20 protein-coding genes and 1 tRNA gene are annotated in these 21,214 nt (G+C 73.3%); 13 read left to right on the top strand and 8 right to left on the bottom strand.

From position 1 onward, the window contains the following. Window positions 1-90: 90 nt before the first annotated feature. Window positions 91-2,112: a glycoside hydrolase family 3 protein gene (locus DWV08_RS07535; protein WP_115413233.1), complete on the bottom strand. Its 2,022-nt coding sequence runs from the start codon at window positions 2,110-2,112 to the stop codon at window positions 91-93. Window positions 2,113-2,312: 200 nt separating this feature from the next. Here DWV08_RS07535 and DWV08_RS07530 point away from each other — a divergent pair, with 200 nt between their 5' ends. The 3 genes from DWV08_RS07530 (at window position 2,313) to DWV08_RS07520 (ending at window position 8,263) form a co-directional block, all read left to right on the top strand. Further along, entirely contained in the window at window positions 2,313-3,275 is a 963-nt protein-coding gene (locus tag DWV08_RS07530; protein ID WP_115413232.1) for a phosphotransferase, read from the top strand. A gap of 94 nt (window positions 3,276-3,369) precedes the next feature. Beyond that, window positions 3,370-7,284, top strand: a complete 3,915-nt coding sequence (gene hrpA / locus DWV08_RS07525; RefSeq protein WP_115413231.1) for an ATP-dependent RNA helicase HrpA — start codon at window positions 3,370-3,372, stop codon at window positions 7,282-7,284. 379 nt (window positions 7,285-7,663) lie between these two features. Next, the gene (locus tag DWV08_RS07520) at window positions 7,664-8,263 is read left to right on the top strand and encodes a hypothetical protein (RefSeq protein WP_115413230.1); all 600 of its coding nucleotides are present in this window, start codon (window positions 7,664-7,666) and stop codon (window positions 8,261-8,263) included. A gap of 4 nt (window positions 8,264-8,267) precedes the next feature. On the opposite strand, the gene DWV08_RS07515 is transcribed toward DWV08_RS07520, so the two are convergent. Continuing rightward, on the bottom strand, window positions 8,268-8,447 hold the full coding sequence (locus DWV08_RS07515; protein WP_115413229.1) for a hypothetical protein: 180 nt from the start codon (window positions 8,445-8,447) through the stop codon (window positions 8,268-8,270). 27 nt (window positions 8,448-8,474) lie between these two features. Next, window positions 8,475-8,732, bottom strand: coding sequence for a hypothetical protein (locus DWV08_RS07510; protein WP_115413228.1), 258 nt, complete (start codon window positions 8,730-8,732; stop codon window positions 8,475-8,477). A 138-nt stretch (window positions 8,733-8,870) separates the two neighbouring features. Between DWV08_RS07510 and DWV08_RS07505 the strand changes: the two genes are divergently transcribed. Beyond that, window positions 8,871-10,328, top strand: a complete 1,458-nt coding sequence (locus DWV08_RS07505; RefSeq protein WP_115413227.1) for an NAD-dependent malic enzyme — start codon at window positions 8,871-8,873, stop codon at window positions 10,326-10,328. Here DWV08_RS07505 and DWV08_RS07500 read toward each other — a convergent pair. Further along, entirely contained in the window at window positions 10,312-10,734 is a 423-nt protein-coding gene (locus DWV08_RS07500) for a VanZ family protein (protein ID WP_115413226.1), read from the bottom strand. The two genes, DWV08_RS07505 and DWV08_RS07500, sit on opposite strands and share 17 nt — an antisense overlap. Before the next feature lie 108 nt (window positions 10,735-10,842). Between DWV08_RS07500 and DWV08_RS07495 the strand changes: the two genes are divergently transcribed. Both DWV08_RS07495 and DWV08_RS07490 read left to right on the top strand, forming a co-directional pair. Continuing rightward, on the top strand, window positions 10,843-11,211 hold the full coding sequence (locus DWV08_RS07495; protein WP_115413225.1) for a DUF3039 domain-containing protein: 369 nt from the start codon (window positions 10,843-10,845) through the stop codon (window positions 11,209-11,211). A gap of 109 nt (window positions 11,212-11,320) precedes the next feature. Next, window positions 11,321-13,126, top strand: a complete 1,806-nt coding sequence (locus DWV08_RS07490) for a DEAD/DEAH box helicase (protein WP_241237433.1) — start codon at window positions 11,321-11,323, stop codon at window positions 13,124-13,126. A 132-nt stretch (window positions 13,127-13,258) separates the two neighbouring features. On the opposite strand, the gene DWV08_RS07485 is transcribed toward DWV08_RS07490, so the two are convergent. Then, window positions 13,259-14,638 (bottom strand): nicotinate phosphoribosyltransferase, encoded by a 1,380-nt coding sequence (locus DWV08_RS07485; protein WP_162801523.1) that lies wholly within the window; start codon window positions 14,636-14,638, stop codon window positions 13,259-13,261. 107 nt (window positions 14,639-14,745) lie between these two features. Here DWV08_RS07485 and clpS point away from each other — a divergent pair, with 107 nt between their 5' ends. The 6 genes from clpS to rdgB all read left to right on the top strand — a co-directional run bounded on the left by clpS (window position 14,746) and on the right by rdgB (window position 18,906). Continuing rightward, window positions 14,746-15,069, top strand: coding sequence for an ATP-dependent Clp protease adapter ClpS (gene clpS / locus DWV08_RS07480; protein WP_115413222.1), 324 nt, complete (start codon window positions 14,746-14,748; stop codon window positions 15,067-15,069). Continuing rightward, window positions 15,069-15,704: a DUF2017 family protein gene (locus DWV08_RS07475; RefSeq protein WP_115413221.1), complete on the top strand. Its 636-nt coding sequence runs from the start codon at window positions 15,069-15,071 to the stop codon at window positions 15,702-15,704. Before clpS ends, DWV08_RS07475 begins: the two co-directional genes overlap by 1 nt. Before the next feature lie 147 nt (window positions 15,705-15,851). Next, window positions 15,852-16,664, top strand: coding sequence for a glutamate racemase (gene murI / locus DWV08_RS07470; RefSeq protein WP_115413220.1), 813 nt, complete (start codon window positions 15,852-15,854; stop codon window positions 16,662-16,664). After that, window positions 16,661-17,452: an MBL fold metallo-hydrolase gene (locus DWV08_RS07465; protein WP_115413219.1), complete on the top strand. Its 792-nt coding sequence runs from the start codon at window positions 16,661-16,663 to the stop codon at window positions 17,450-17,452. Before murI ends, DWV08_RS07465 begins: the two co-directional genes overlap by 4 nt. Before the next feature lie 12 nt (window positions 17,453-17,464). Continuing rightward, on the top strand, window positions 17,465-18,223 hold the full coding sequence (gene rph / locus DWV08_RS07460) for a ribonuclease PH (protein WP_115413218.1): 759 nt from the start codon (window positions 17,465-17,467) through the stop codon (window positions 18,221-18,223). Further along, window positions 18,220-18,906 (top strand): RdgB/HAM1 family non-canonical purine NTP pyrophosphatase, encoded by a 687-nt coding sequence (gene rdgB, locus DWV08_RS07455; protein WP_115413217.1) that lies wholly within the window; start codon window positions 18,220-18,222, stop codon window positions 18,904-18,906. Before rph ends, rdgB begins: the two co-directional genes overlap by 4 nt. An 18-nt stretch (window positions 18,907-18,924) precedes the next feature. Here rdgB and DWV08_RS07450 read toward each other — a convergent pair whose 3' ends face one another. From DWV08_RS07450 to DWV08_RS07440, 3 genes are all read right to left on the bottom strand, one after another. Next, window positions 18,925-19,467: an NUDIX hydrolase family protein gene (locus DWV08_RS07450; protein WP_115413216.1), complete on the bottom strand. Its 543-nt coding sequence runs from the start codon at window positions 19,465-19,467 to the stop codon at window positions 18,925-18,927. Next, window positions 19,464-20,144, bottom strand: a complete 681-nt coding sequence (locus tag DWV08_RS07445) for a histidine phosphatase family protein (RefSeq protein WP_115413215.1) — start codon at window positions 20,142-20,144, stop codon at window positions 19,464-19,466. Before DWV08_RS07445 ends, DWV08_RS07450 begins: the two co-directional genes overlap by 4 nt. A 30-nt stretch (window positions 20,145-20,174) precedes the next feature. After that, window positions 20,175-20,256, bottom strand: a tRNA-Leu gene (locus tag DWV08_RS07440). A 141-nt stretch (window positions 20,257-20,397) separates the two neighbouring features. On the opposite strand from DWV08_RS07440, the gene DWV08_RS07435 reads away from it, so the two are divergent. After that, window positions 20,398-21,153, top strand: coding sequence for an SDR family oxidoreductase (locus tag DWV08_RS07435; RefSeq protein WP_115413214.1), 756 nt, complete (start codon window positions 20,398-20,400; stop codon window positions 21,151-21,153). Window positions 21,154-21,214 lie beyond the last annotated feature (61 nt).

Raw genomic sequence — 21,214 nt, 5'->3', positions numbered from 1 at the left:
GGGGAGGGGGCCTTTCGCGTTCCTGCGTCCGGCCGTCCGGCAAGGAGCGGCCCGGCGCGCCCACCCCGTGGCGCGCCGGGCCGCGGCGGCTCACCAGCTCAGGCCGTGCCCGAGCGCGTACCGGTTCCCGTCGGCGTCCACGTAGGCGTACTGCCGGCCGTCCATGTGCTGCTCCTTCGCGTAGCCGGGCACGTCGTTCGGGGAGGCGCAGCGCCCGTCGGCGTCCACCGCGATCGCCGCGGCGTCGGCCGGGAAGGTGAGCGGCAGGCGCCCCGTCGGCGCGAACTCGCCCAGCGCCGCGTCGACCAGCACCGAGCGGTCGGTGTCGAAGCCGATCAGCAGGGCGTCCGCGAGGGGCTCTACCCCGTCCAGCAGCCAGGGGAACTTGGCATCCAGCGCCACCACCATCGTCCTCACGCTCTCGCGGATCTCGCGCACCTTCGCGATGTCCACGTGGGAGTGGTCGTCGATCGCGAGATCCCCGATGCCCACGAACTCGAAGTAGCTGCCGATGAACGGGGCCAGGAGCACGATCGCCACGTCCGCGCCGCGGGGATCGGTGGTGAACTCGATCCCCGGATGGGCCGCCACGACCTGCCTGCGCAGCGCGTCGAGGTCCTTGACCAGCAGGTCCTTCGCGAACAGCTCCAGGTACACGCGCGTGCCCGCGAGGTCCTCGGCGCGCAGCGGCAGCGCCCCGTCGTGGTTTTTCGCCAGCACCACGGACCGGCGGTGCGCCTCCCGGGCCGCGGCGCCCGCCTCCGGGTTCGCGACCACGCGGTCGGCCTCCTCCGGATCCACGTACGGATCTTCGAACAGGCCCAGCGCGAACAGCTCCTCGAGCAGCAGCGTCGCCGCCTCGTCGAGCCGCTCGGCGGTGAACAGACCGGTCACGTAGGCCTCGCGCAGGGAGTCCACGTCATTGGTGTCCGCGAACATGTCGGTGCCGGCCATCACCGCGCGCCCCACCCGCTCGGCGGTGGTGAGGTCCTCGACGCCCCAGGCCATCTTCGAGAGCACGCCGGAGTCGGAGTTGATGTAGCCGCGGTGGCCCATCTGCCGCAGCAGGTCGAGGATCTCGCGGTTGAAGGCGAAGCCCACCTGCTCGAACTCCGTCACCCGCCCCTGCGGGGTGGTGGACTTCTCCTGCGAGGGGATCGCGTAGTACGGCATCACCGAGGAGGTGCCGGCGTCGATCGCGGCCTGGAAGGGCGGGAGGTGGTACTCCTCGAGCGAGCCCGGTGTCGGGTAGATGTTGAAGCGGCCCTCCGCGTAGTGCGGGTCGGTGCCGTTCTCCCGCGCGCCGCCGCCGGGGAAGTGCTTCGTGGTCAGCGCGACGCCGTCGCGCTCCGGGCCGTGTTCGCCCTGGAATCCGCGCACCAGCGCGCCGATCGCGCGGGAGACGAACCCCGGATCCTCACCGAACGTGCCGTGGCCGCGGAACCAGCGCGGATCGGTGAGCACATCGGCCATGTACATGTAGCCCTTGCGCAGGCCCGAGGCGACCCACTCCCGGCGCGAGTGCGCGGCGAAGGAGTCGATCACCTCCAGCGAGCCGGTCGCCGCCAGGCCCAGCGTGCCCGGCCACTGGGTGAAGGGCTGGTCCTCGGCGGTGGCGCCCATGGTGAAGCTGCCGGTCTCGTTCTTCGAGTTCGCGGCGACGAGCACGGGGATCCCCCAGCGGGTTCCCTCGGCCACCTCGTTCATCGCGTTGATCCAGGTCGCGATGCGCGAGCCGGTGGGGGTCTCGCGCATGATGAAGTGCCGCATGTGCATGCCGCGGATCATCTCGGTGGTGCCCTGGAAGGGGATGCCTGCGCTGGTGTGCGGATCGAGCTTGAGCGGGAGGTGCTGCTCGTCGAGGGCCCCGTCGTGGCTGGTGAGCTCCTTGTTCCGCTGCGAGATGCCCATCGGGCGGGAGCTGATCACCATCAGGCCCAGCTTCTCGTCCGGGGACATCCGGGCCACGAGGTCCGCGGCGCGCTCGGCGGGGGTGAGGCGCCAGTCCTCGTAGGGGGTGAGCCGCCCGTCGCCGTCGAGGTCGCGGAACCGGAGCCCGTCGACCTCGAGGATCGGCGCGACCCTGCTGGAGAGGGGGACCTGCTGCGTCATGGATGACCTCCTGGGGTGCGGTGGGGCGTGGGCGAGCATGCGACTCCGCGACGGCGTCCCTGCGCCTGCATGGCGCCCACGGTACGAGGGAAGGCCGCTCACCTGGTCGTCTTCCCGTCGATTGCCGTGGTGCGGGGTGCCGCGACCGCGTGGTGGAGGATTCCGGCCCGGGGAGGGGCCCGGGCCAGTACGGTGGAGCGATGACCGGTGAGCCGGACCGCACCCCTACCCCGCCCCCTGCTGATCTCCCGGTGGACCTGCGCCGGGTGGAGTTGCTGTGCGCGAGGCTCCGCCCCGAGGAGGGGGAGGAGCTGGAGCGGATCCGCTGGGAGATCGGGAAGCGGCCGCGCGGCGAGGGCTGGGACAACGTGCTGTGGCCGATCGGCACCCTTGACGGCCGTCAGCTGGTGCTGCGCATCGCTCGTCGACGCTCCTCCCGCGCCCTGCTGGGCCGTGAGGTGACGGTGCTGCGCCGCCTGCGCGGCCTGGGCACCACGCTGCCGATGGGCCTCCCGGCCGTGGTCGCCACCGCGGAGGACGCGGTGCTGGTGGAGTGGATCGAGGGGACCACCGTGGCCGAGGCGGGCGAGTTCGTGCAGCGCACCACCGCCGAGGACCTCTGCCGCATGCTCGCCACCATCCACTCCGGCCCGGCGCCCGAGGTGGGCAGGAACCCGGTGCGCGGGGTGCCGCTGGCCACGCGCGAGGACGCCTTCGCCGCAGACCTCGAGCGCTCGGCGCTGAGCGGCCCGGACCGTCGGTGCGCCGCCGCGCGCTGGCAGGCGGGGCTCGACGCCCCGCCGTGGGACGGCCGTGACCTGCTGCTGCACGGAGACCCCCATCCGGGGAACGTGGTGGTGCCGCCGCCGACGGTGCGGGCCGCGGCCACCCTCATCGACTGGGGCGACACCACCCGCGGGGACCCGGCGAGCGATCTCGGCGCGCTGCTGCTGCACGCACCCTCCCCGGCCCTTCTCGAGTCGTACCGCGCCCACGCCGCGTGGACCGGGATCGAGGACGACGCGACCTGGGAGGCGCTGCGCCTGCGCGCCTGGGCCTGGGCCACCCGCATGGCGCTCTCCCTGGTGCTCGCCTATCCGTCGCACCACCCCCTGGGGCGGGCAGGACGCCGGATGCTGGCCCACCAGACCCCGACGGGCTGAGCGGGGCACGGCCCGGGCGCGGGTGCAGGCATCGTCGCGAGCGCCCGGAATGCGCACGACGCCGACGGGGACTCCCACGTAGAGTGTCTCCGCCATGACCACGCCCTCCGCGAGCCCCGACCCGTCCGCCCCGCACAGCCCCGAGAAGGCCTCCGCCCCGGGCCCGCGGATCAGCTACCCCGGCGATCTGCCCGTCTCGCAGCGCCGCGAGGACATCCAGCGGGCGATAGCCGAGCACCAGGTGGTGGTGATCGCCGGCGCCACCGGCTCCGGCAAGACCACCCAGATCCCGAAGATGCTGCTGGAGATGGGGTACGGGGAGCGCGGGAAGCTCATCGGCCACACCCAGCCGCGCCGGATCGCCGCCCGCTCCGTCGCCCAGCGCATCGCGAGCGAGCTCGGCGAGAAGCTGGGGGAGGGGACCGTCGGCTACCAGGTGCGCTTCACCCGCGAGACCTCCCGCGGCACCCGGCTGAAGCTCATGACCGACGGCATCCTGCTGGCCGAGATCGGCCGGGACCGCCTGCTGACGCGCTACGACGCGATCATCATCGACGAGGCCCACGAGCGCTCTCTCACCATCGACGTGATCCTCGGTTACCTCCGCCAGATCCTCCCGCAGCGCCCCGATCTCAAGGTGATCATCACCTCGGCGACCATCGACCCCGAGCGCTTCGCCGAGCATTTCGCGGCGCCCCTGCCCTCGGGCGAGAAGAAGCCGGCCCCGATCATCGAGGTCTCCGGCCGCACCTACCCCGTCGAGATCCGCTACCGCCCCCTGGTGCTCGAGCCCGAGGTGGACGAGGACGACGAGCTGGAGGACGTCCACTCCATCGAGCGCGACCTCACCCAGGCGATCACCGACGCGGTGGACGAGCTCGCCGCCGAGGGGCCCGGGGACATGCTCGTGTTCCTGCCCGGGGAGCGGGAGATCCGCGAGATCTCCGACGCGCTCACCGACCACCTGTCGCGTGGCACCCGCGGCCGCTCGGCCCTGCCGGTGGAGGTGCTGCCCCTGTTCGGGAGGCTCTCCGCGCAGGACCAGCAGAAGATCTTCTCCCCGCCGAAGGCCGGCACCTACCGCCGCATCATCCTGTCCACCAACGTGGCCGAGACCTCGCTGACCGTCCCCGGCATCACCTACGTCATCGACTCCGGGCTCGCCCGCATCTCCCGCTACTCCCAGCGCACCAAGGTGCAGCGCCTCCCGATCGAGCCGATCTCCCAGGCCAGCGCGAACCAGCGGTCGGGACGTTCGGGCCGCACCGCCCCCGGCATCGCGATCCGGCTGTTCTCCGAGGAGGACTTCGAGAGCCGCCCCGAGTTCACCGAGCCGGAGATCCTGCGCACCTCGCTGGCCTCCGTGGTGCTGCTCATGACGTCCCTGGGGCTGGGGGACGTGGAGTCCTTCCCCTTCGTGGAGCCGCCGGCCAGCCGCGCCATCGCCGACGGCGTGCGGCTGCTGGACGAGCTCGGCGCGATCGAGTCCGACGCCCGCGCCCCGGGCGGGCGGCGGCTCACCGCCGTCGGCCGCACCCTGGCCCGCTTCCCGCTGGATCCGCGCATGGCCCGCATGCTCATCGAGGCGGACCGCCTCGGCGCGCTGCGGGAGGTGCTGGTGATCGTGGCGGCGCTGTCGATCCAGGACCCGCGCGAGCGGCCGCTGGGCCAGGAGCAGCAGGCCAGGGAGAAGCACAGGCGCTTCGACGACGAGACCAGCGACTTCCTCGCCTTCCTCAACCTCTGGAACCACCTCCAGCAGCGCCGCACGGACCTCTCCTCCAGCGCCTTCCGCCGCGAGGTGCGCGCCGAGCACCTGCACTACCTGCGGATCCGCGAGTGGTGGGATCTGCACGCCCAGCTGCGCGACATGGCCAAGGACGCCGGGCTGTCCCGCAACGACAGCGACGCCTCCCCGCAGGCGATCCACCAGTCGCTGCTGGCCGGGCTGCTCAGCCACGTGGGCCTGCTGGACGACCGCACCCGCGAGTACGCCGGCGCCCGGGGTGCCCGCTTCGCGCTGTGGCCCGGCTCGGCACTGGCGAAGAAGCGCCCCGACTACGTGATGGTCGCGGAGCTGGTGGAGACCTCCCGCCTGTGGGGCCGCACCGCCGCGCGGATCGACCCGGCCTGGGCGGAGGAGACCGGCGCCCATGTGGTCAAGCGCTCCCACTCCGCCCCGCACTGGTCCTCCAAGCGCGCCTCCGCCATGGCGCACCAGAAGGTGACCCTCTTCGGGGTGCCGCTGGTGGCGGACCGGGTGGTGGGCTACGGCCGGATCGCCCCGGAGGAGGCTCGCGAGATCTTCCTCCAGCACGCCCTCATCGAGGGGGACTGGCGCACCCGCCATCACTTCTTCCGCGACAACCGCGCCCTGATCCAGCAGCTCGAGGAGCTCGAGGCGAAGACCCGCCGCCGCGACCTGCTGATCTCCGACGAGCAGCTGTTCCGCTTCTACGACGAGCGGATCCCCGCGCACGTGGTCTCGGGGCGTCACTTCGACAGCTGGTGGAAGAAGGCCCGCCACGAGACCCCGGACCTGCTCACCCTCACCGAGCAGGACCTGCTCGCCGCGGACGAGGACGTCGCCGAGGCGATCGCCGCGGACTTCCCGGACACCTGGGTGCAGGGGGACATCACCCTGCCGTTGAGCTACTCCTTCGGCGAGGTGGGCGCCAAGGGCGCCGACGGCGTCACCGCCACCATCCCGCTGGCGGTGCTGAACCGACTCGCCCCGCGCGGCTTCGACTGGCTGGTGCCGGGGATGCGCGAGGAGCTGGTCACCGAGCTGATCCGCTCCCTGCCCAAGCCGATCCGTCGCCACCTGGTGCCCGCGCCCGAGCGGGCGAAGGCCGTCGCCGCGAGGCTGCACGACGATGATCCGGAGGCGGGGGAGTCCTTCCTCGAGGCGGCGGCCGACGAGCTGGTCGCACTGCCCGGCGTGCCGGACGACCTGCCTCTGTACGGGCCGGAGTTCGACCTCGCGAAGCTCCCCGTCCACCTGCGGATGCACTTCCGGGTGGTGGACGAGAAGGGCCGCCAGATCGGCACCGGGGACGACCTCGAGGCGCTGAAGGGGCGGCTGAAGCAGCGGGTGGACGCCTCCGTCTCCGCCCGCGCCGACTCCCTGGCCCGCACGGACCTGCCCGGCTTCCCCTCCGAGGGGGTGCCGGCGGTGCACGAGTCCGTGGTGGGCGGCCTGACGGTGACCGGCTACCCGGCGCTGGTGGCGCGGCGCGGGGAGGACGGCCGCCTGCGGCAAGTGGACCTGGCCGTGCTCGCCACCGCCGACGAGCAGGAGCTCGCGCATCGCGAGGGGGTGCTCGCCCTGCTGGACCGCGACCTGCACGCGGATCTGGGGGCGGTGCTGAACGCGCTGCCGAACCCCACCAAGCTCGCGGTCGCGGGCTCCGACTACGCCTCCACGGCCGCGCTGCTGGCGGATGCCTCCCGCGCGGCGACGGCGCACCTGGCCGGCGACGCGGCGGTGCGCACGCGCGCCGAGTACGACACGCTGCTGGAGGAGGTGCGTCGGGGGCACGACGCGCTGGCCGCGCAGGCCGTGAAGGATGCCGCCTCCGCGCTCGCGGTCTCGGCGCGGCTGCACAAGCAGGTGGGGAAGGTCTCCTCCCTCGCGGTGCTCTCGCATCTCACGCAGATCCGTGAGCACGCCGCGTCCCTGCTGGGGGACGGGTTCATCTACCGCACCGGCCTCACGCGGCTGAAGGATCTCAGCCGCTACCTGGAGGCGGATGCGCTGCGGCTGGAGAAGCTGCCGGACAACCCCCGCCAGGACGAGCAGCTGGCCTGGCAGGTGGAGGACCTCACCCGGTACTGGCAGTCGCAGCGGGCGACGCTCTCGGCCCGGCGCCGGGCCGACGCGGACGTGCGCGAGATCGACTGGCTGCTCGAGGAGCTGCGGGTGAGCCTGTTCGCCCAGACCCTCGGCACCGCGCAGACGGTCTCCGACAAGCGGATCCGCAAGGCGATCGCCGAGCTGACCGCCTGAGCCGCGGCGGCGGGCCGCGAGTGTGACCGGCGCCTCCCCGCCGTGACCTCCGCGTGACCTGGCTCCCGTCCCAGGGCGTGGCGGCGAGGCCTGCGAGATCTTTGCCGACGGCGTCCGCCACGTCACCGTCCCGCCGGAGGACGCGCCGCCCACCGGTGCCGACGGCTGTCCAGGAGGCGCCGCGACCGGCGGGGACGTGGTGCGGGCGCCCCCGTGGGCGCGGGTCATGGTGCGGTCATGTGCAGATCAAGCCGCAGGTGAGAGGGATGTTCGGGGGTCGAGGAGGGGGTTCACAGCCGCCGGGGCCCGCCGCTACGTTGTCACGGCCCTGCCCCGGGGGTGCGCTCAGCCCCGGGCCCTCGACACCGAAGGACCACCGATGCCCGCCTCCCCGGCCTCCGCGCTCTCCCGCCGCCACCTGCTCCTCGCCGGAGCGGTCGGCCTCACGTCCCTCACCACGCTCGGCGCGCTCGCGCCCGCCCGCGCCGAGGAGGTGTGGTCCGAGGAGTTCCTGACCCGGCCCGAGACCCGCGAGGGCTTCCTCGTGGATGACATGGACGAGTGGCAGATCGAGAACGCGAGGTTCCTCATCGCGGTGATCAAGGGGCACGAGCTCGACGAGCAGGCAGGGGTCATCACCCTCGCCACCGCGATCGTGGAGTCCTGGCTGCGCAACTACGAGCCCGCCGTCGACCTCGACTCCGGCGGCCTGTTCCAGCAGCGTCCCTCGATGGGCTGGGGCACCGCCGGGGAGGTGCGCCACAAGAAGCGCGCCGTCGACGCGTTCCTGGGACTGGGCGCGCACTCCGAGGCGCCGGGCCTGCTGGACCTCGCCCCCGACTACCGAGAGTGGGCGCCGGGACGGGCCGCGCAGGCCGTGCAGATCTCCGCGCACCCCGAGCGCTACGCCGCGCAGGTCCCCGCCGCCCGCGCCCTCTGGGACCGCCACGCCGGGGACGTCGCCCCGTACACCGACTGAGCGGTCAGAGCCCGAGGGCGGCGTCCTCGCACGGCGTGGCCTCCACCCGGATGTCGGTGATCCGCAGCGACCCGTCGGCCTGCAGCAGCAGGCGCGCCCCGTGCTCGCCCTCGGACTCCACCCAGTACACCCCGCCGCTGCGTCGTTCCCTCCTCAGCGGCGCGAAGCCGTGCTCCTCGAGCACCGGATCGAGCGCCTCCCGCCAGGGACCTCAGTCCGTGCCCTGCCCGGGCTCCGGATAGAGGGCGCCGTCAGCGTCCCAGATCCCCGCCTGGTAGCGGCAGTCCGTCGCTCCGGGCTCCACGATCTCCTGGCCGCGCCGCTCCCACCGCAGCTCGCGCACCGTGGCCGCCGCGGCCAGCAGGTCCTCCGCCGCTGCGTCGTACGTCGCCACCGCCTCGGAGGGAGGCAGCGCGGTGCCGGCACCGCCGCAGCCGCCGAGCAGGAGGGCGGCGAGCACCATCGGCATCGCCCGAGACCGTCCACGCCGTCCCCAGAAGTCCATGAGGCACGTTCCCACGAAGGACGTGAGGAGGACAACTGTGCGCTCGGCACGGGCCCGGCCAAGTCGCCTCCGCGCGGCGGCACTCCTCGTTAAGCTGGCGGCATGCCACCGATGCCATCCGTGAGTTACTCGATCACGATCCGTCTGGAGTTCGCCGCGCGGTCCGCCGCGGTCAGCGACATCACCGCCTGCATCGAGAGGCGCGGGGCCACGGTCACCGCCCTCGACGTCTCGGCCTCCGGCCCCGAGCGCCTGCGCGCGGACATCACCGTCCTCACCGCCGGGCACGATCACGCGATGGAGGTGGTGGACGAGCTCAAGGACCTCGAGGGGGTCGAGCTCGGCAAGGTCTCGGACCGCACCTTCCTCGCCCACCTGGGGGGCAAGCTCACCGTCGAGTCGAAGCTCCCGATCCGCCACCGCGACGACCTCTCCATGATCTACACCCCGGGCGTGGCCCGGGTGGTCAAGGCGATCGCGGAGAACCCCGAGGACGCCCGCCGCCTCACCATCAAGCGCAACACCGTCGCCGTGGTCTCGGACGGCTCGGCCATCCTGGGCCTGGGCGATCTGGGCCCGCTCGCCGCGATGCCGGTGATGGAGGGCAAGGCCGCCCTGTTCAAGCGCTTCGCGAACATCGACGCGTTCCCGATCTGCCTGGACGCCCACTCGGTGGACGAGATCGTCGCCCACGTCAAGGCGATCGCCCCCGTCTTCGCGGGCATCAACCTCGAGGACATCTCCGCCCCGCGCTGCTTCGAGATCGAGGACCGCCTGCGCGCCGAGCTCGACATCCCCGTCTTCCACGACGACCAGCACGGCACCGCGATCGTGGTGGTCGCGGCGCTGCGCAACGCCCTGCGCGTGGTGGAGAAGGACATCGCCACCGCCCGCATCGTGCTTTCCGGGGCGGGGGCCGCGGGCACCGCGATCCTGCGCCTGCTGCGCGCGGCGGGCGCGCGCGACGTGGTGGTCACCGACATCGACGGCATCGTCCACGAGCGCCGGGAGCAGCTGGAGGGCCGGCTGCCCTGGATCGCGGAGGTCACCAACCCGCGCGAGCTCACCGGCACCCTCTCCGACGCGGTCGCCGGGGCGGACGTGTTCATCGGCGTGAGCGCCGGCAACATCCTCACCGCCGAGGACGTCGCCACCATGGCGGAGCGCTCGATCGTGTTCGCGATGGCGAACCCCACTCCGGAGATCGACCCGTCGGAGGCGGTGAAGCACGCCGAGGTGGTCGCCACCGGGCGCAGCGACTTCGCCAACCAGATCAACAACGTGCTCGCCTTCCCGGGCGTGTTCCGCGGCCTGCTGGACGCGCACGCCACCCGGGTGAGCGACAAGATGCTGCTGGCGGCGGCGAAGGCCCTGGCCGACGTGGTCACCGCGGAGGAGCTCAACCCCACCTACATCGTGCCCAGCGTGTTCCACGAGGGCGTCACCAAGTCGGTCGCGAGCGCGGTGGAGCAGGTGGCCCGCGAGGAGGCCGGCACCGTGGACACGATCACCGGGGCGATGCCCGCCGTCTACGCGGACGAGATCACCCTCGAAGGCTGACCAGCCGCTCCCCGGCCCAGGCGGCGACGCCCAGCGCGATCCCCAGCACCCCGAACAGGAGATCCGCGGCGTCGCCGCTGCGCTGCGGGAGCACCAGCAGCTGCACCAGCTCGATCATCAGCGCGTGCGCGAGCGCGACCAGCACCACCCACCCGATCGGGAAGCGCCGTCGCGGGGCGAGCAGCCGCCCCGCGGCGAACACGGTGAGGGCGAACACCAGCAGGTGCACCGCCTTGTCCACGCCGGGCACGGCGGTGCCGGGCGTGCCCGAGGGCAGCGCGGGCAGGTAGAAGCCGATGTTCGCCGCCAGGGCGAGCAGCAGCAGTCCCGCCCGCCACGGCAACGAGCCGCCCGCCAGCGCGATCTCGTCGGGCAGGCGGCGGAGGTGAGCGACGACGGCGTCCATGCCGGGATTGTCCCAGGCCTGCGGCGCGCGCGGCGGGAGGCGGGGCCGACGCCCCGGAGGGCCCGACGGTAGACTCGGGGCGTCACGACATCGATCCTGGGAGCAGTCATGTCCTCCACCTCCGACCCGTCCCGCATGGACCCCTACAGCGACGATCCCGGTGCCGCGCCCGGCAGCACCGCCGTGCTCGATCGGCAGCTGCAGGAGCAGGAGCAGACCACCGACGACGGCGACCACGACCGGTTCGCGCACTACGTGCGCAAGGACAGGATCACCCAGGCCGCCCTGGGCGGCACCCCCGTGATCGCGCTGTGCGGCAAGGTGTGGGTCCCCGGCCGCGACCCGGAGAAGTACCCGGTGTGCCCGGAGTGCAAGGAGATCTACGAGGGCATGCGCGAGCCGAACGACGGCGGGGACGGCACCGGCGGCTCCGGGAAGGGCGGCGGCTTCCGCGGCTTCTTCGGCGGGCGGCGCTGAGCGCCCGACCCGCAGCGCGCGCGGGCACCGCGGCGGACACGCCCGCGGACTTCCTCACATCGCTGCCGTCGGCGGGTCGTCGCTCCCCGGCGGTACGGTGGTCAGCGCTGTGAACACCACCCCTTCCCTCTTCTCCCAGAGCGATCCCCGCCGCCCCTCCGAGGCGGCCGCGCGATCGCTTCCCGTCGCCTACCCGGAGCGGGCCGCCTGGGGCACCGTCCCCAAGCTCCGTGCCTGGCAGGCGGAGGCCCTCGAGCAGTACCGCAGCCGCGCCCCGAAGGACTTCCTGGCGGTGGCGACGCCGGGCGCGGGCAAGACCACCTTCGCGCTGCAGATCGCGGCGGGCCTGCTGGCCGAGGGCACGGTGCGCCGCATCACCGTGGTCGCCCCCACCGAGCACCTGAAGACCCAGTGGGCGGACGCCGCCGCGCGCGTAGGCATCTCGCTGGACCCGAACTTCTCCAACGCGCAGGGCGCCCACGGCAGCCACTACCAGGGCGTCGCGGTCACCTACGCGCAGATCGGCATGCACCCGGCGCTGCACCGCGCCCGCACCGAGGCGGACCGCACCCTGGTGATCCTCGACGAGATCCACCACGCCGGCGACTCCCGCACCTGGGGCGACGGCGTGCGCGACGCGTTCGACCCGGCCACGCGGCGACTGGCCCTCACCGGCACGCCGTTCCGCTCGGACGATTCGCAGATCCCCTTCGTCACCTACGAGGAGGACGGCGAGGGCTTCCTGCGCTCGAAGGCGGACTACACCTACGGCTACGGCGAGGCGCTGCGCGATCACGTGGTGCGCCCGGTGCTGTTCATGACCTACTCCGGCCGGATGCACTGGCGCACCAAGGACGGCGACGAGGTCTCCGCCCAGCTGGGCGCCCTGGAGACGAAGGACATCACCCAGCAGGCCTGGCGCACCGCCCTGGACCCCAAGGGCGAGTGGATCCAGTCGGTGCTCTCGGCCGCGGACCGTCGTCTCACCGAGGTGCGCCGCCATGTGCCCGATGCGGGCGGTCTGGTCATCGCCACCGATCAGAAGGCCGCCCGCGCCTACGCGGCGACGCTGCGCGACATCTGCGGGCAGGAGCCCACGGTGGTGCTCTCCGACGACGACGGCGCGAACCGGCGCATCGAGGAGTTCTCCGCCGGGGACGACCGCTGGATGGTGGCGGTGCGGATGGTCTCCGAGGGCGTCGACGTGCCCCGCCTGGCCGTCGGGGTGTACGCCACCTCCACCTCCACCCCGATGTTCTTCGCCCAGGCGGTGGGCCGCTTCGTGCGCTCGCGGACCCGCGGCGAGACCGCCAGCGTGTTCCTGCCCACCGTGCCGATCCTGATGTCGCACGCCGCCGAGATGGAGGCGGAGCGGGACCACGTGCTGGACCGGCGCCCGAAGGCCGGCGACGAGGAGACCGGGCTGGACGAGGCCCTCATCGAGCAGGCGAACCGGCCCGAGCAGGCCTCCGACCAGCTGGAGATGAGCTTCGAGGCGCTGGAGTCCGAGGCGTCCTTCGACAGGGTGCTGTTCGACGGGGGCGAGTACGGCGCCGGCGGTCTCGCCGGCAGCGAGGACGAACAGGAGTTCCTGGGGATCCCGGGCCTGCTGGACGCCGACCAGATGCGCACCGTGCTGCAGCAGCAGCAGGCCCAGCAGCAGGCGAGGCGGCAGAAGGCCGGCGCCGCGGACGCCCCGGCGCCCGACGTCGTGGACCACCGCCGGCTGATGGAGCTGCGCAAGGAGCTCAGCACGCTGGTCTCGGCGTGGGCGCGGAAGTCCGGCACCCCGCACGGGTCGGTGCACAACACCCTGCGCTCGCGCAGCGGAGGCCCGGCCGTCGCGCAGGCCAGCGCCGCGCAGATCGAGGAGCGGATCGGGATCGTGCGCGGCTGGTTCGTCGGCCGGCGCTGAGCGGAGCGGCCGCGGTGTTCCCGGGAGCGACGCCGTCGCCGCGCGAGACCGAGGGGGCGGGCGGCGGTGACCTCGCGTCGTCGCCGCACCCGAGCGCCCGCACGGCGCGACCACCCGCTGCGGAGACGTGCTCTAGCCGAGCACCCGAGCGGCCTCCGCGCCGTCGGTGACGGTGGGGATCGCGATCTCGCCGTCGGGACCCTCGTCGGGGGAGAGCCCGAGCTCGGCGAGCGAGGCCGCATGGCGCTCCCGTGCCGCCTCCAGGCGTGCCGGGGCGCGCCGCGGGGCGACGTCCTCGCCGCCCTCGATCAGCGGCACCTGCAGCGGCCGCAGCCTGGTGCGCGCCCAGTCCGGGTTCGAGGTCCCGGAGATCAGCTCCGCGGTGAGCTCCCGCTCGAACTCGGCGACCTCCGCCTCGCCGGGCAGCACCAGCTCGGCCCGGGCCCGGTCGCCCACCACCATGCGGTACGCGGCTTTGCCGGCCCCGAGGGTCGCCTTGTCCGTCGAGCGCTTGCCGACAGGGTGCATCTGCCCGTCGGCCCCCTCCCGCTCGACCAGCTTGTACACGAAGCCGGGCGCCGGATGGCCGCCGCCGGTGACCAGGCGGGTGCCGATCCCGTAGCCGTCCAGCGGGGCGCCTTTCAGCTCCTCGAGCCGGTGCTCGTCGAGATCACCGGTGGCGGTGACGCGGGTGGAGGTCGCACCGAGCGAGTCCAGCAGCGCCCGCACCTCGTGCGCCTGCGCGGCCAGGTCCCCGGAGTCCAGGCGCACCGCGCCCAGCGCAGGGCCCGCGATCTCGACGGCGGTGCGCACGGCGGAGTCCACGTCGTAGGTGTCCACGAGCACCGTCGTGCCCGCGCCCTGGGTGGCGAGCTGGGCGCGGAAGGCGTCCTCCTCGCCGTCGAACAGGAGCGTGAAGGCGTGCGCGGAGGTGCCCGCCACGGGGACCCGGTAGTGGGCGCCCGCCGCGAGGTTCGAGGTGGAGGCGAAGCCCACCAGGTAGGCGGCACGAGCCGCGGCGATCGCGGCGTCCTCGTGCACCCGCCGCCCGCCCATCTCGATGAGGGGCCGGCCGCGGGCGGCGGTGACCATGCGCGAGCCGGCCGAGGCGACGCCGCTGTCATGGTTGAGGATCGAGAGCACCACCGTCTCCAGCAGCACCGCGTTCTCGAAGGTGCCCTCGATGCGCAGCACCGGCGAGCCCGGGAAGTACAGCTCGCCCTCGGCGTAGCCGTGCACGTCCCCGGTGAAGCGATAGGAGGCCAGGTGCTCGAGCGTCTCCTCGCCGAGCGCCCCGGTGCGCCGCAGGTAGCGCAGGTCCGCGTCGTCGAAGCGGAAGTCCGCGATCGCGTCGAGCACCCGCCCGGTGCCCGCGAGCGCGCCGTAGCGCCGTCCCTCGGGCAGGGAGCGGGTGAACACCTCGAAGACGCAGCGGCGCGAGGCGGTGCCGGCCGCGCGGGCGGCCTCCAGCATCGTCAGCTCGTAGAGGTCGGTGAGCAGGGCGGAAGTCACGATGTCCACCGTAGTGCGTGCCGGGTGGGCGCGGGATGCGGCGCGCCCCGTAGACTCGTCCCGCCGCGGCCCGACCCCTGGGTGCGGCAGGAGTCAGGAGGATGTGCATGCCGGTGGAGCTGCCGCGTGCGGACCCGGGGACGGAGTCGCTGCCCGCCCTCCTCGGCGACGAGCAGGAGGCGCCGGAGTCCGTGGGGCCCTGGTGCGCCGTGGTCTGGAACGACCCGGTGAACCTCATGAGCTACGTGGTGTTCGTCTTCCGCCGCTACTTCGGGTACTCGCACCTGGTGGCCGAGCAGCTGATGCTGCAGGTCCACGAGGAGGGGCGGGCAGTGGTCTCGCGCGGATCCCGCGAGCGGGCCGAGCGGGACGTGCAGGCGATGCACTCCTTCGGGCTGCAGGCCACCCTGGAGAGGGCGGGGGAGGACTGATGGCGCACGCGTTCCGCCGCCGGGCCGACGGCAGCCTCGCGTGCCGCCTGGACGGCGAGGAGAAGGCGATCATCGCGCAGGTCGCGCAGGAGACCGCCGATCTGATCCGCGCCGATCTGGGGATCGATGCGGACGGCGACGCGCTGCGCCGCGCCGCGCAGAGCGAGGACCCGCTGCGCCGGCTGGAGGCGGAGTTCGCCGGGCGCGAGGCGCGCGAGCCCTCCGACCCGGCCGTGAAGCGCCTGTTCCCCGCCGCCTCCGAGGATCCCGCCCTCGCCCAGGAGTACCGGCGACTGGGGCAGCAGGACCTCGCCGAGGGCAAGCTCGCGGATCTCCGGCGCGTGATGGCGATCCTGGACCGCACCGGGAACGGGCACAGCGAGGTGGTGGTCGACGACGACGAGTCGATCGCGCTGCTGCGCGCCCTGAACGACGTGCGGATCGTGCTGGCGGACCGCCTGGGGCTGCAGCGCGACGGGGACTTCGACACCGTGCGGATGCTCCAGCAGATCGGCGAGCAGGTGGAGGGCGCCGAGAGCGCGGGGGACGAGGAGCATGTGGGCTCCGACATCGTCATCGCCGTCTACGAGCTGCTGAGCTGGCTGCAGGAGAGCCTGCTGCGCGCCCTGGACTGAGGGCGAGCCGCCGCCGCGTGGACAGGGAGGAGCTCGGCCGGTCACGCGCCGGGCCGAGCCCACGAATAGTGTGCACGCACTGTGAAACGGCACGCAGTGAGCGTGCCGTCACTGCCCCCGACGGCTGTCCGGTTTAGCCTTGCCCGGATGAACAACGCGCCGATCGGGATCTTCGACTCCGGGGTGGGCGGCCTGACGGTCGCCCGCGCCGTCCTCGACCAGCTCCCGCAGGAGGAGCTCGTCTACATCGGCGACACCGCGCACGGCCCCTACGGGCCCCGCCCCATCGCCGAGGTGCGCTCCCTGGCGCTGGAGATCATGGACGAGCTCGTCGGCCAGGGCGTGAAGATGCTGGTGATCGCCTGCAACACGGCCTCCGCCGCGGTGCTGCGCGATGCGCGCGAGCGCTACGACGTGCCGGTGGTCGAGGTGATCCAGCCGGCCGTGCGCCGTGCCGTCGCCGCCACCCGCAACGGCCGCGTGGGCGTGATCGCCACCCAGGGCACCGTCACCTCCCGCGCCTACGAGGACGCCTTCGCCGCCGCGCCCGCCCTCACCCTCACCGCCCGGGCCTGCCCCCGTTTCGTGGAGTTCGTCGAGCGCGGCGTGGTGACCGGCCACGAGGTGATCGAGGTGGCCACCGAGTACCTCGCCCCGGTGCGCGAGGCCGGGGTGGACACCCTGGTGCTGGGCTGCACCCACTACCCGATGCTCGCCGGCGCCATCAGCTACGTGATGGGACCGGACGTCACCCTGGTCTCCTCCGCGGAGGAGACCGCGCTGGACGTGTACACGCAGCTGCAGTCCACCGACCAGCTGCGGGAGTCCTCCCGCCCGCCCCGGCACGTGTTCGCCCAGACCGCCGTGGGCGCCGGCAGCGAGAACTTCGCCCGGCTCTCCCGCCGCTTCCTCGGGCCCACGCTGGAGATGACGGGCACGCTGCCGGTGGTGCCGGCATGAGGGTGCACGTGATCGGCTGCAGCGGCAGCTTCGCCGGCCCCGACGGCGCCGCCTCCAGCTACCTCATCGAGCACGAGGACGCCGACGGGCGGGTGTGGCGCGTGCTGATGGACCTGGGCTCCGGCGCCTTCGGGCCCCTGCAGGCCGTGATCGATCCGGCGGATCTGGACGCCGTGATCATCTCCCACCTGCACCCGGACCACTACCTGGATCTCACCGGGCTCGAGGTGTTCTGGGCCTACCATTCGCGCGACGATCTGGGCACGCTGCCCATCTACGCCCCCGCCCCGCTGCCGGAGCGGCTCGCCGGCGTGGTGGGCCGGGAGGGCCCGGTGCCCGCAGGGGTGGACACCGTCCCCTTCGACCACCGGGTGCTCTCCGACGGCGCCACGTTCCACATCGGCCCGCTCGCCATCGAGGCGCGGGCGGTGCTCCACCCGGTGGAGTCCTACGGCTTCCGGCTCACCGCCGACGGCGCCACGCTCGCCTACTCCGGGGACACCGACGCCTGCGAGGCGCTCGACGAGCTCGCCGCCGGCGCGGACCTGTTCCTCTGCGAGGCCGGGTACGTGGAGGGGCGGGACGACCGCTTCTCCGGCGTGCACCTCACCGGCCTGCGCGCGGGGGAGTGCGCCGCCCGGGCCGAGGTGCGCCACCTCGCCCTCACCCACATCCCCGCCTGGACCGATCCCGCGGCCCCGCTGGCCGAGGCGCGCCGGCGCTACGACGGCCCGATCACCGTGGTGGCCCCGACCGATATCCTCGAGGTCGTCCCGAGACACCCATGAGGAAGGAGCTCCGTGAGCTCTTCGACCCCCACCCCCGACGGCGACCGCGTGGACGGCCGCACCCCCGACCAGCTGCGGGAGGTGCGCATCACCCGGGGCTGGCTCGACCAGGCCGAGGGCAGCGCGCTGATCGAGTTCGGCCGCACCCGTGTGCTGTGCACCGCCTCCTTCTCCGAGGGGGTGCCGCGATGGAAGAAGGGTTCCGGCTCCGGCTGGGTCACCGCCGAGTACGCGATGCTGCCCCGCGCCACGAACACCCGCTCCCCGCGCGAGAGCGTGAAGGGGAGGATCGGCGGGCGCACCCATGAGATCTCCCGCCTGATCGGCCGCTCGCTGCGCGCGGTCATCGATCTCGACGCGCTCGGCGAGAACACCATCCAGCTGGACTGCGACGTGCTCCAGGCGGACGGCGGCACCCGCACCGCCGCGATCACCGGCGCCTACGTGGCGCTCGCCGACGCGGTCTCCTGGGCGAAGCGGCACACCGATCTCCCGGCCGCGGCAGAGGTGCTCACCGACTCCGTCAGCGCCATCAGCGTGGGCATCGTGGACGGCCGCCCGCTGCTGGACCTCGAGTACCGCGAGGACGTGGAGGCCGAGACCGACATGAACGTGGTGGTCACCGGCTCCGGCTCCTTCGTGGAGGTGCAGGGCACCGCGGAGGGCGCCCCCTTCGACCGCACCGAGCTGGGCGCGCTGCTGGACCTGGCCACCGGCGGCTGCGCCGAGCTCGCGCGCGTCCAGGGCGACGTCCTGGCCGGGCAGGCATGAGCGCCGCACCCGGGTCCGCCTCGGCCGACGGGTCCGCCTCGGCCGGCTCCGCCGCCGCCGGCGTCGTCCCGGCCGGCGCGCGGGTGATCCTCGCCTCCCACAACGCGGGGAAGCTCGCCGAGCTGCAGCGGATCCTCACCGCTGCGGTGCCGGGGCTCGCCGCCGAGCAGATCATCTCCTCGAAGGGGATCGCGCTGCCGGACGTGGTCGAGGACGCGGTCACCTTCGAGGGCAACGCGCTGCTGAAGGCCCGCTCCGCCGCGGCGGCGACGGGGCTGCTCGCCGTCGCCGACGACTCCGGGCTCGCCGTGGACGTGCTCGGCGGCTCCCCGGGGATCTTCTCCGCCCGCTGGTCCGGACGTCACGGCGACGACGAGGCGAACAACGACCTGCTGCTGGCCCAGCTCTCCGACGTCCCGGACGCGCACCGCACCGCGCGCTTCGTGTGCGCGGCGGCGCTGGTCGCGCCCGACGGCGCGGAGACCGTGGAGCGCGGCGAGATGGTGGGGACGCTGCTGCGGGCCCGCCGGGGCGAGGGCGGGTTCGGCTACGACCCGCTGTTCCTGCCCGAGGGGGAGTCGCGCACCTCGGCGCAGCTCGCGCCCGCGGAGAAGGACGCGATCTCGCATCGCGGCCGGGCGTTCCGGGCCCTCGCCCGGCACGTCGCCGACCTGCTGGTCTGAGCGGGCGCGAGCGCGCGCTCAGAGCGCGCCGACGTGGGCGAGGGCGCGCCGCACCAGCAGGTCGCGGCCGCCGTCCATCTCGTCCAGCGGGGTGGACTCCGCCGTCAGCTCGTCGATCTCGAACCAGGTGAGCTCCAGGGCGTCCTCCTGCGGAGCGGTCTCCCCGTCGATCGGCACCACGTAGGCCAGCGAGATCGCGTGCTGGCGCGGATCGTGGAAGGGCGAGATCCCCGGTGTGGGGAAGTACTCGGCGACCGTGAACGGCACCGGGGAGACCGGGATGCGCGGCATCGCCATCGGGCCCAGGTCCTTCTCCACGTGCCGTGCGATGGCCTCCCGCACCGTCTCGTGCACGAGCACGCGCCCGGAGACGATCGCGCGCACGATCCGGCCGGCGCCGGAGGCGCGCAGCAGCAGCCCCACCTCCACCACGGAGCCGTCCACGTCGGTGCGCACCGGCACCACGTCGACGTAGGGGATCGGCAGGCGCCGACGCAGCTCGGCGACCTGGTCGGGCTCGAACCAGGAGCCCTCGGAGTCCACTGCGGTGTGCGGGGTCATCCCCGTCCTCCTTCCTCGGCGCCGGGCGCCGCCATGCGCGCCGCGATCTGCGCGGGCGCCAGCTGGGACTTCTCGACCACGAAGCGCGGGTTCTGCGAGCGGTCGGGCACGGTGACCGCGTGGTCGACCTCCTCGCCGGCGATCATGCGCACCCGCCACGTGGTGCCCTCCAGCTCGACCAGGGACAGGGTGGCGTTGGGGATCGAGGGCAGCGGGCGCTCGATGATCCCCGAGAGCAGGAAGCGGATCAGGGTGCCGTGCGCGACCAGCAGCACCTTCTTGCCGGGGTAGCGGCGCTCGAGATCCTCCAGGGCGTCGTAGCCGCGATCGGCCACGGCCTGGTGGTCCTCGCGGCCGGGGAAGGAGCGGCCGGGGTGGCGCTCCTCCATCTCCCGCACCGGGCGTCCCTCCGCCGCACCCCAGTCGATCTCCACCAGGCGCGGCTCGGTGCCCTCGAACGGGATCGCATGGTCCTCGCCGATGATCCGGGCGGTCTGCGCGGCCCGCTGCAGCGGGGAGGAGAGCACCGCGTCCCAGGCCACAGGCGGCAGGTCGTCCAGCGCGGCGTGGGCCTGCGCGATGCCGGTGGCGTTCAGCGGGATGTCCGAGGAGCCCTGGAAGAGGTCCTGGAGGTTGTAGTCGGTCTGCCCGTGGCGGACGAGCCCGAACAGGGTCATGTGGCATCTCCTGGTCGCGATGATGTGCCGTGCGCGAGAAGGGACTCGAACCCTCACGCCCTGGGGCACTGGAACCTAAATCCAGCGCGTCTGCCAATTCCGCCACTCGCGCGCGGGCCCAGCCTAACGGCAGATCGGCCGTGCTCCGGTAGGCTCACAGGTCGGTGACGCGCACACCCGTCCACGAGCGGGCGGCGCGAGCGCGCCACCCCTCACGCACGGCACGCACCGACCACGATCCCAGGAGTCATCCATGAGCGCCCTCGCCGGCAAGACCGCCGTCATCACCGGTTCGTCCCGAGGAGTCGGGGCCGCGACCGCACAGCTGCTCGCCGCCGAGGGTGCGAACGTCGTGATCAACTACCGCCAGAAGGCGCCGCGGGCGAACAAGGTGGTCGCCGAGATCGAGGCCGCCGGCGGCAGCGCCGTGGCCGTGGGCGCGGACCTCACCGACCCCGAGGGCGTGCGCACCCTGATGCGCACCGCGGTGGAGACCTACGGCAGTCTCGACCTGCTGGTGCTGAACGCCTCCGGCGGCATGGAGGCCGATCTCGGCGAGGACTACGCGATGCGCCTGAACCGCGACGCGCAGTCCGACGCCCTCACCGCCGGGCTCGAGCACCTCACCTCGGGCGGCCGGGTCGTGTTCGTGACCAGCCACCAGGCGCACTTCATCGACGACGTCGAGACCATGCCGGAGTACGAGCAGGTGGCGCGCTCCAAGCGCGCCGGCGAGACCGCGCTCACCGCACGGATCGGGGAGATGAGCGAGAAGGGCGTCTCCTTCGTGGTGGTCTCCGGGGACATGATCGAGGGCACCGTCACCGCGACCCTGCTCAACCGTGCCCGTCCCGGCGCGCTCGAGCAGCGCCGCGAGGCCGCCGGGAAGCTGTACTCCGTCGAGGAGTTCGCCGCGGAGGTCGCGACGATGGCCACGGCGGACGTCGAGACCGGCCACATCGAGCTCGTGGGCGGGGCCGAGGACTTCCTGACCCGCGCCCGGGGTTGAGCGGCCCGCGCACGGCCCCGACCACGATACGATCTGCGAAGCAGACCCTGACGACACCGGA

It is taken from the genome of Brachybacterium saurashtrense, assembly GCF_003355475.1.
Lineage (GTDB): Bacteria > Actinomycetota > Actinomycetes > Actinomycetales > Dermabacteraceae > Brachybacterium > Brachybacterium saurashtrense.
This window is presented reverse-complemented; position numbering and strand designations above follow the sequence as displayed.

Bases quoted from the DNA above. Each gene is read 5' to 3' on its own strand.
- DWV08_RS07465 (WP_115413219.1), top strand. From the start codon at position 16,661: ATGAGGGTGCACGTGATCGGCTGCAGCGGCAGCTTCGCCGGCCCCGAC.
- murI (WP_115413220.1), top strand. From the start codon at position 15,852: ATGAACAACGCGCCGATCGGGATCTTCGACTCCGGGGTGGGCGGCCTG.
- DWV08_RS07520 (WP_115413230.1), top strand. From the start codon at position 7,664: ATGCCCGCCTCCCCGGCCTCCGCGCTCTCCCGCCGCCACCTGCTCCTC.
- DWV08_RS07505 (WP_115413227.1), top strand. From the start codon at position 8,871: ATGCCACCGATGCCATCCGTGAGTTACTCGATCACGATCCGTCTGGAG.
- clpS (WP_115413222.1), top strand. From the start codon at position 14,746: ATGCCGGTGGAGCTGCCGCGTGCGGACCCGGGGACGGAGTCGCTGCCC.
- DWV08_RS07445 (WP_115413215.1), bottom strand. From the start codon at position 20,144: ATGACCCTGTTCGGGCTCGTCCGCCACGGGCAGACCGACTACAACCTC.
- DWV08_RS07435 (WP_115413214.1), top strand. From the start codon at position 20,398: ATGAGCGCCCTCGCCGGCAAGACCGCCGTCATCACCGGTTCGTCCCGA.
- rdgB (WP_115413217.1), top strand. From the start codon at position 18,220: ATGAGCGCCGCACCCGGGTCCGCCTCGGCCGACGGGTCCGCCTCGGCC.
- DWV08_RS07475 (WP_115413221.1), top strand. From the start codon at position 15,069: ATGGCGCACGCGTTCCGCCGCCGGGCCGACGGCAGCCTCGCGTGCCGC.
- DWV08_RS07530 (WP_115413232.1), top strand. From the start codon at position 2,313: ATGACCGGTGAGCCGGACCGCACCCCTACCCCGCCCCCTGCTGATCTC.
- DWV08_RS07450 (WP_115413216.1), bottom strand. From the start codon at position 19,467: ATGACCCCGCACACCGCAGTGGACTCCGAGGGCTCCTGGTTCGAGCCC.
- DWV08_RS07535 (WP_115413233.1), bottom strand. From the start codon at position 2,112: ATGACGCAGCAGGTCCCCCTCTCCAGCAGGGTCGCGCCGATCCTCGAG.
- DWV08_RS07500 (WP_115413226.1), bottom strand. From the start codon at position 10,734: ATGGACGCCGTCGTCGCTCACCTCCGCCGCCTGCCCGACGAGATCGCG.
- DWV08_RS07495 (WP_115413225.1), top strand. From the start codon at position 10,843: ATGTCCTCCACCTCCGACCCGTCCCGCATGGACCCCTACAGCGACGAT.
- hrpA (WP_115413231.1), top strand. From the start codon at position 3,370: ATGACCACGCCCTCCGCGAGCCCCGACCCGTCCGCCCCGCACAGCCCC.
- DWV08_RS07510 (WP_115413228.1), bottom strand. From the start codon at position 8,732: ATGCCGATGGTGCTCGCCGCCCTCCTGCTCGGCGGCTGCGGCGGTGCC.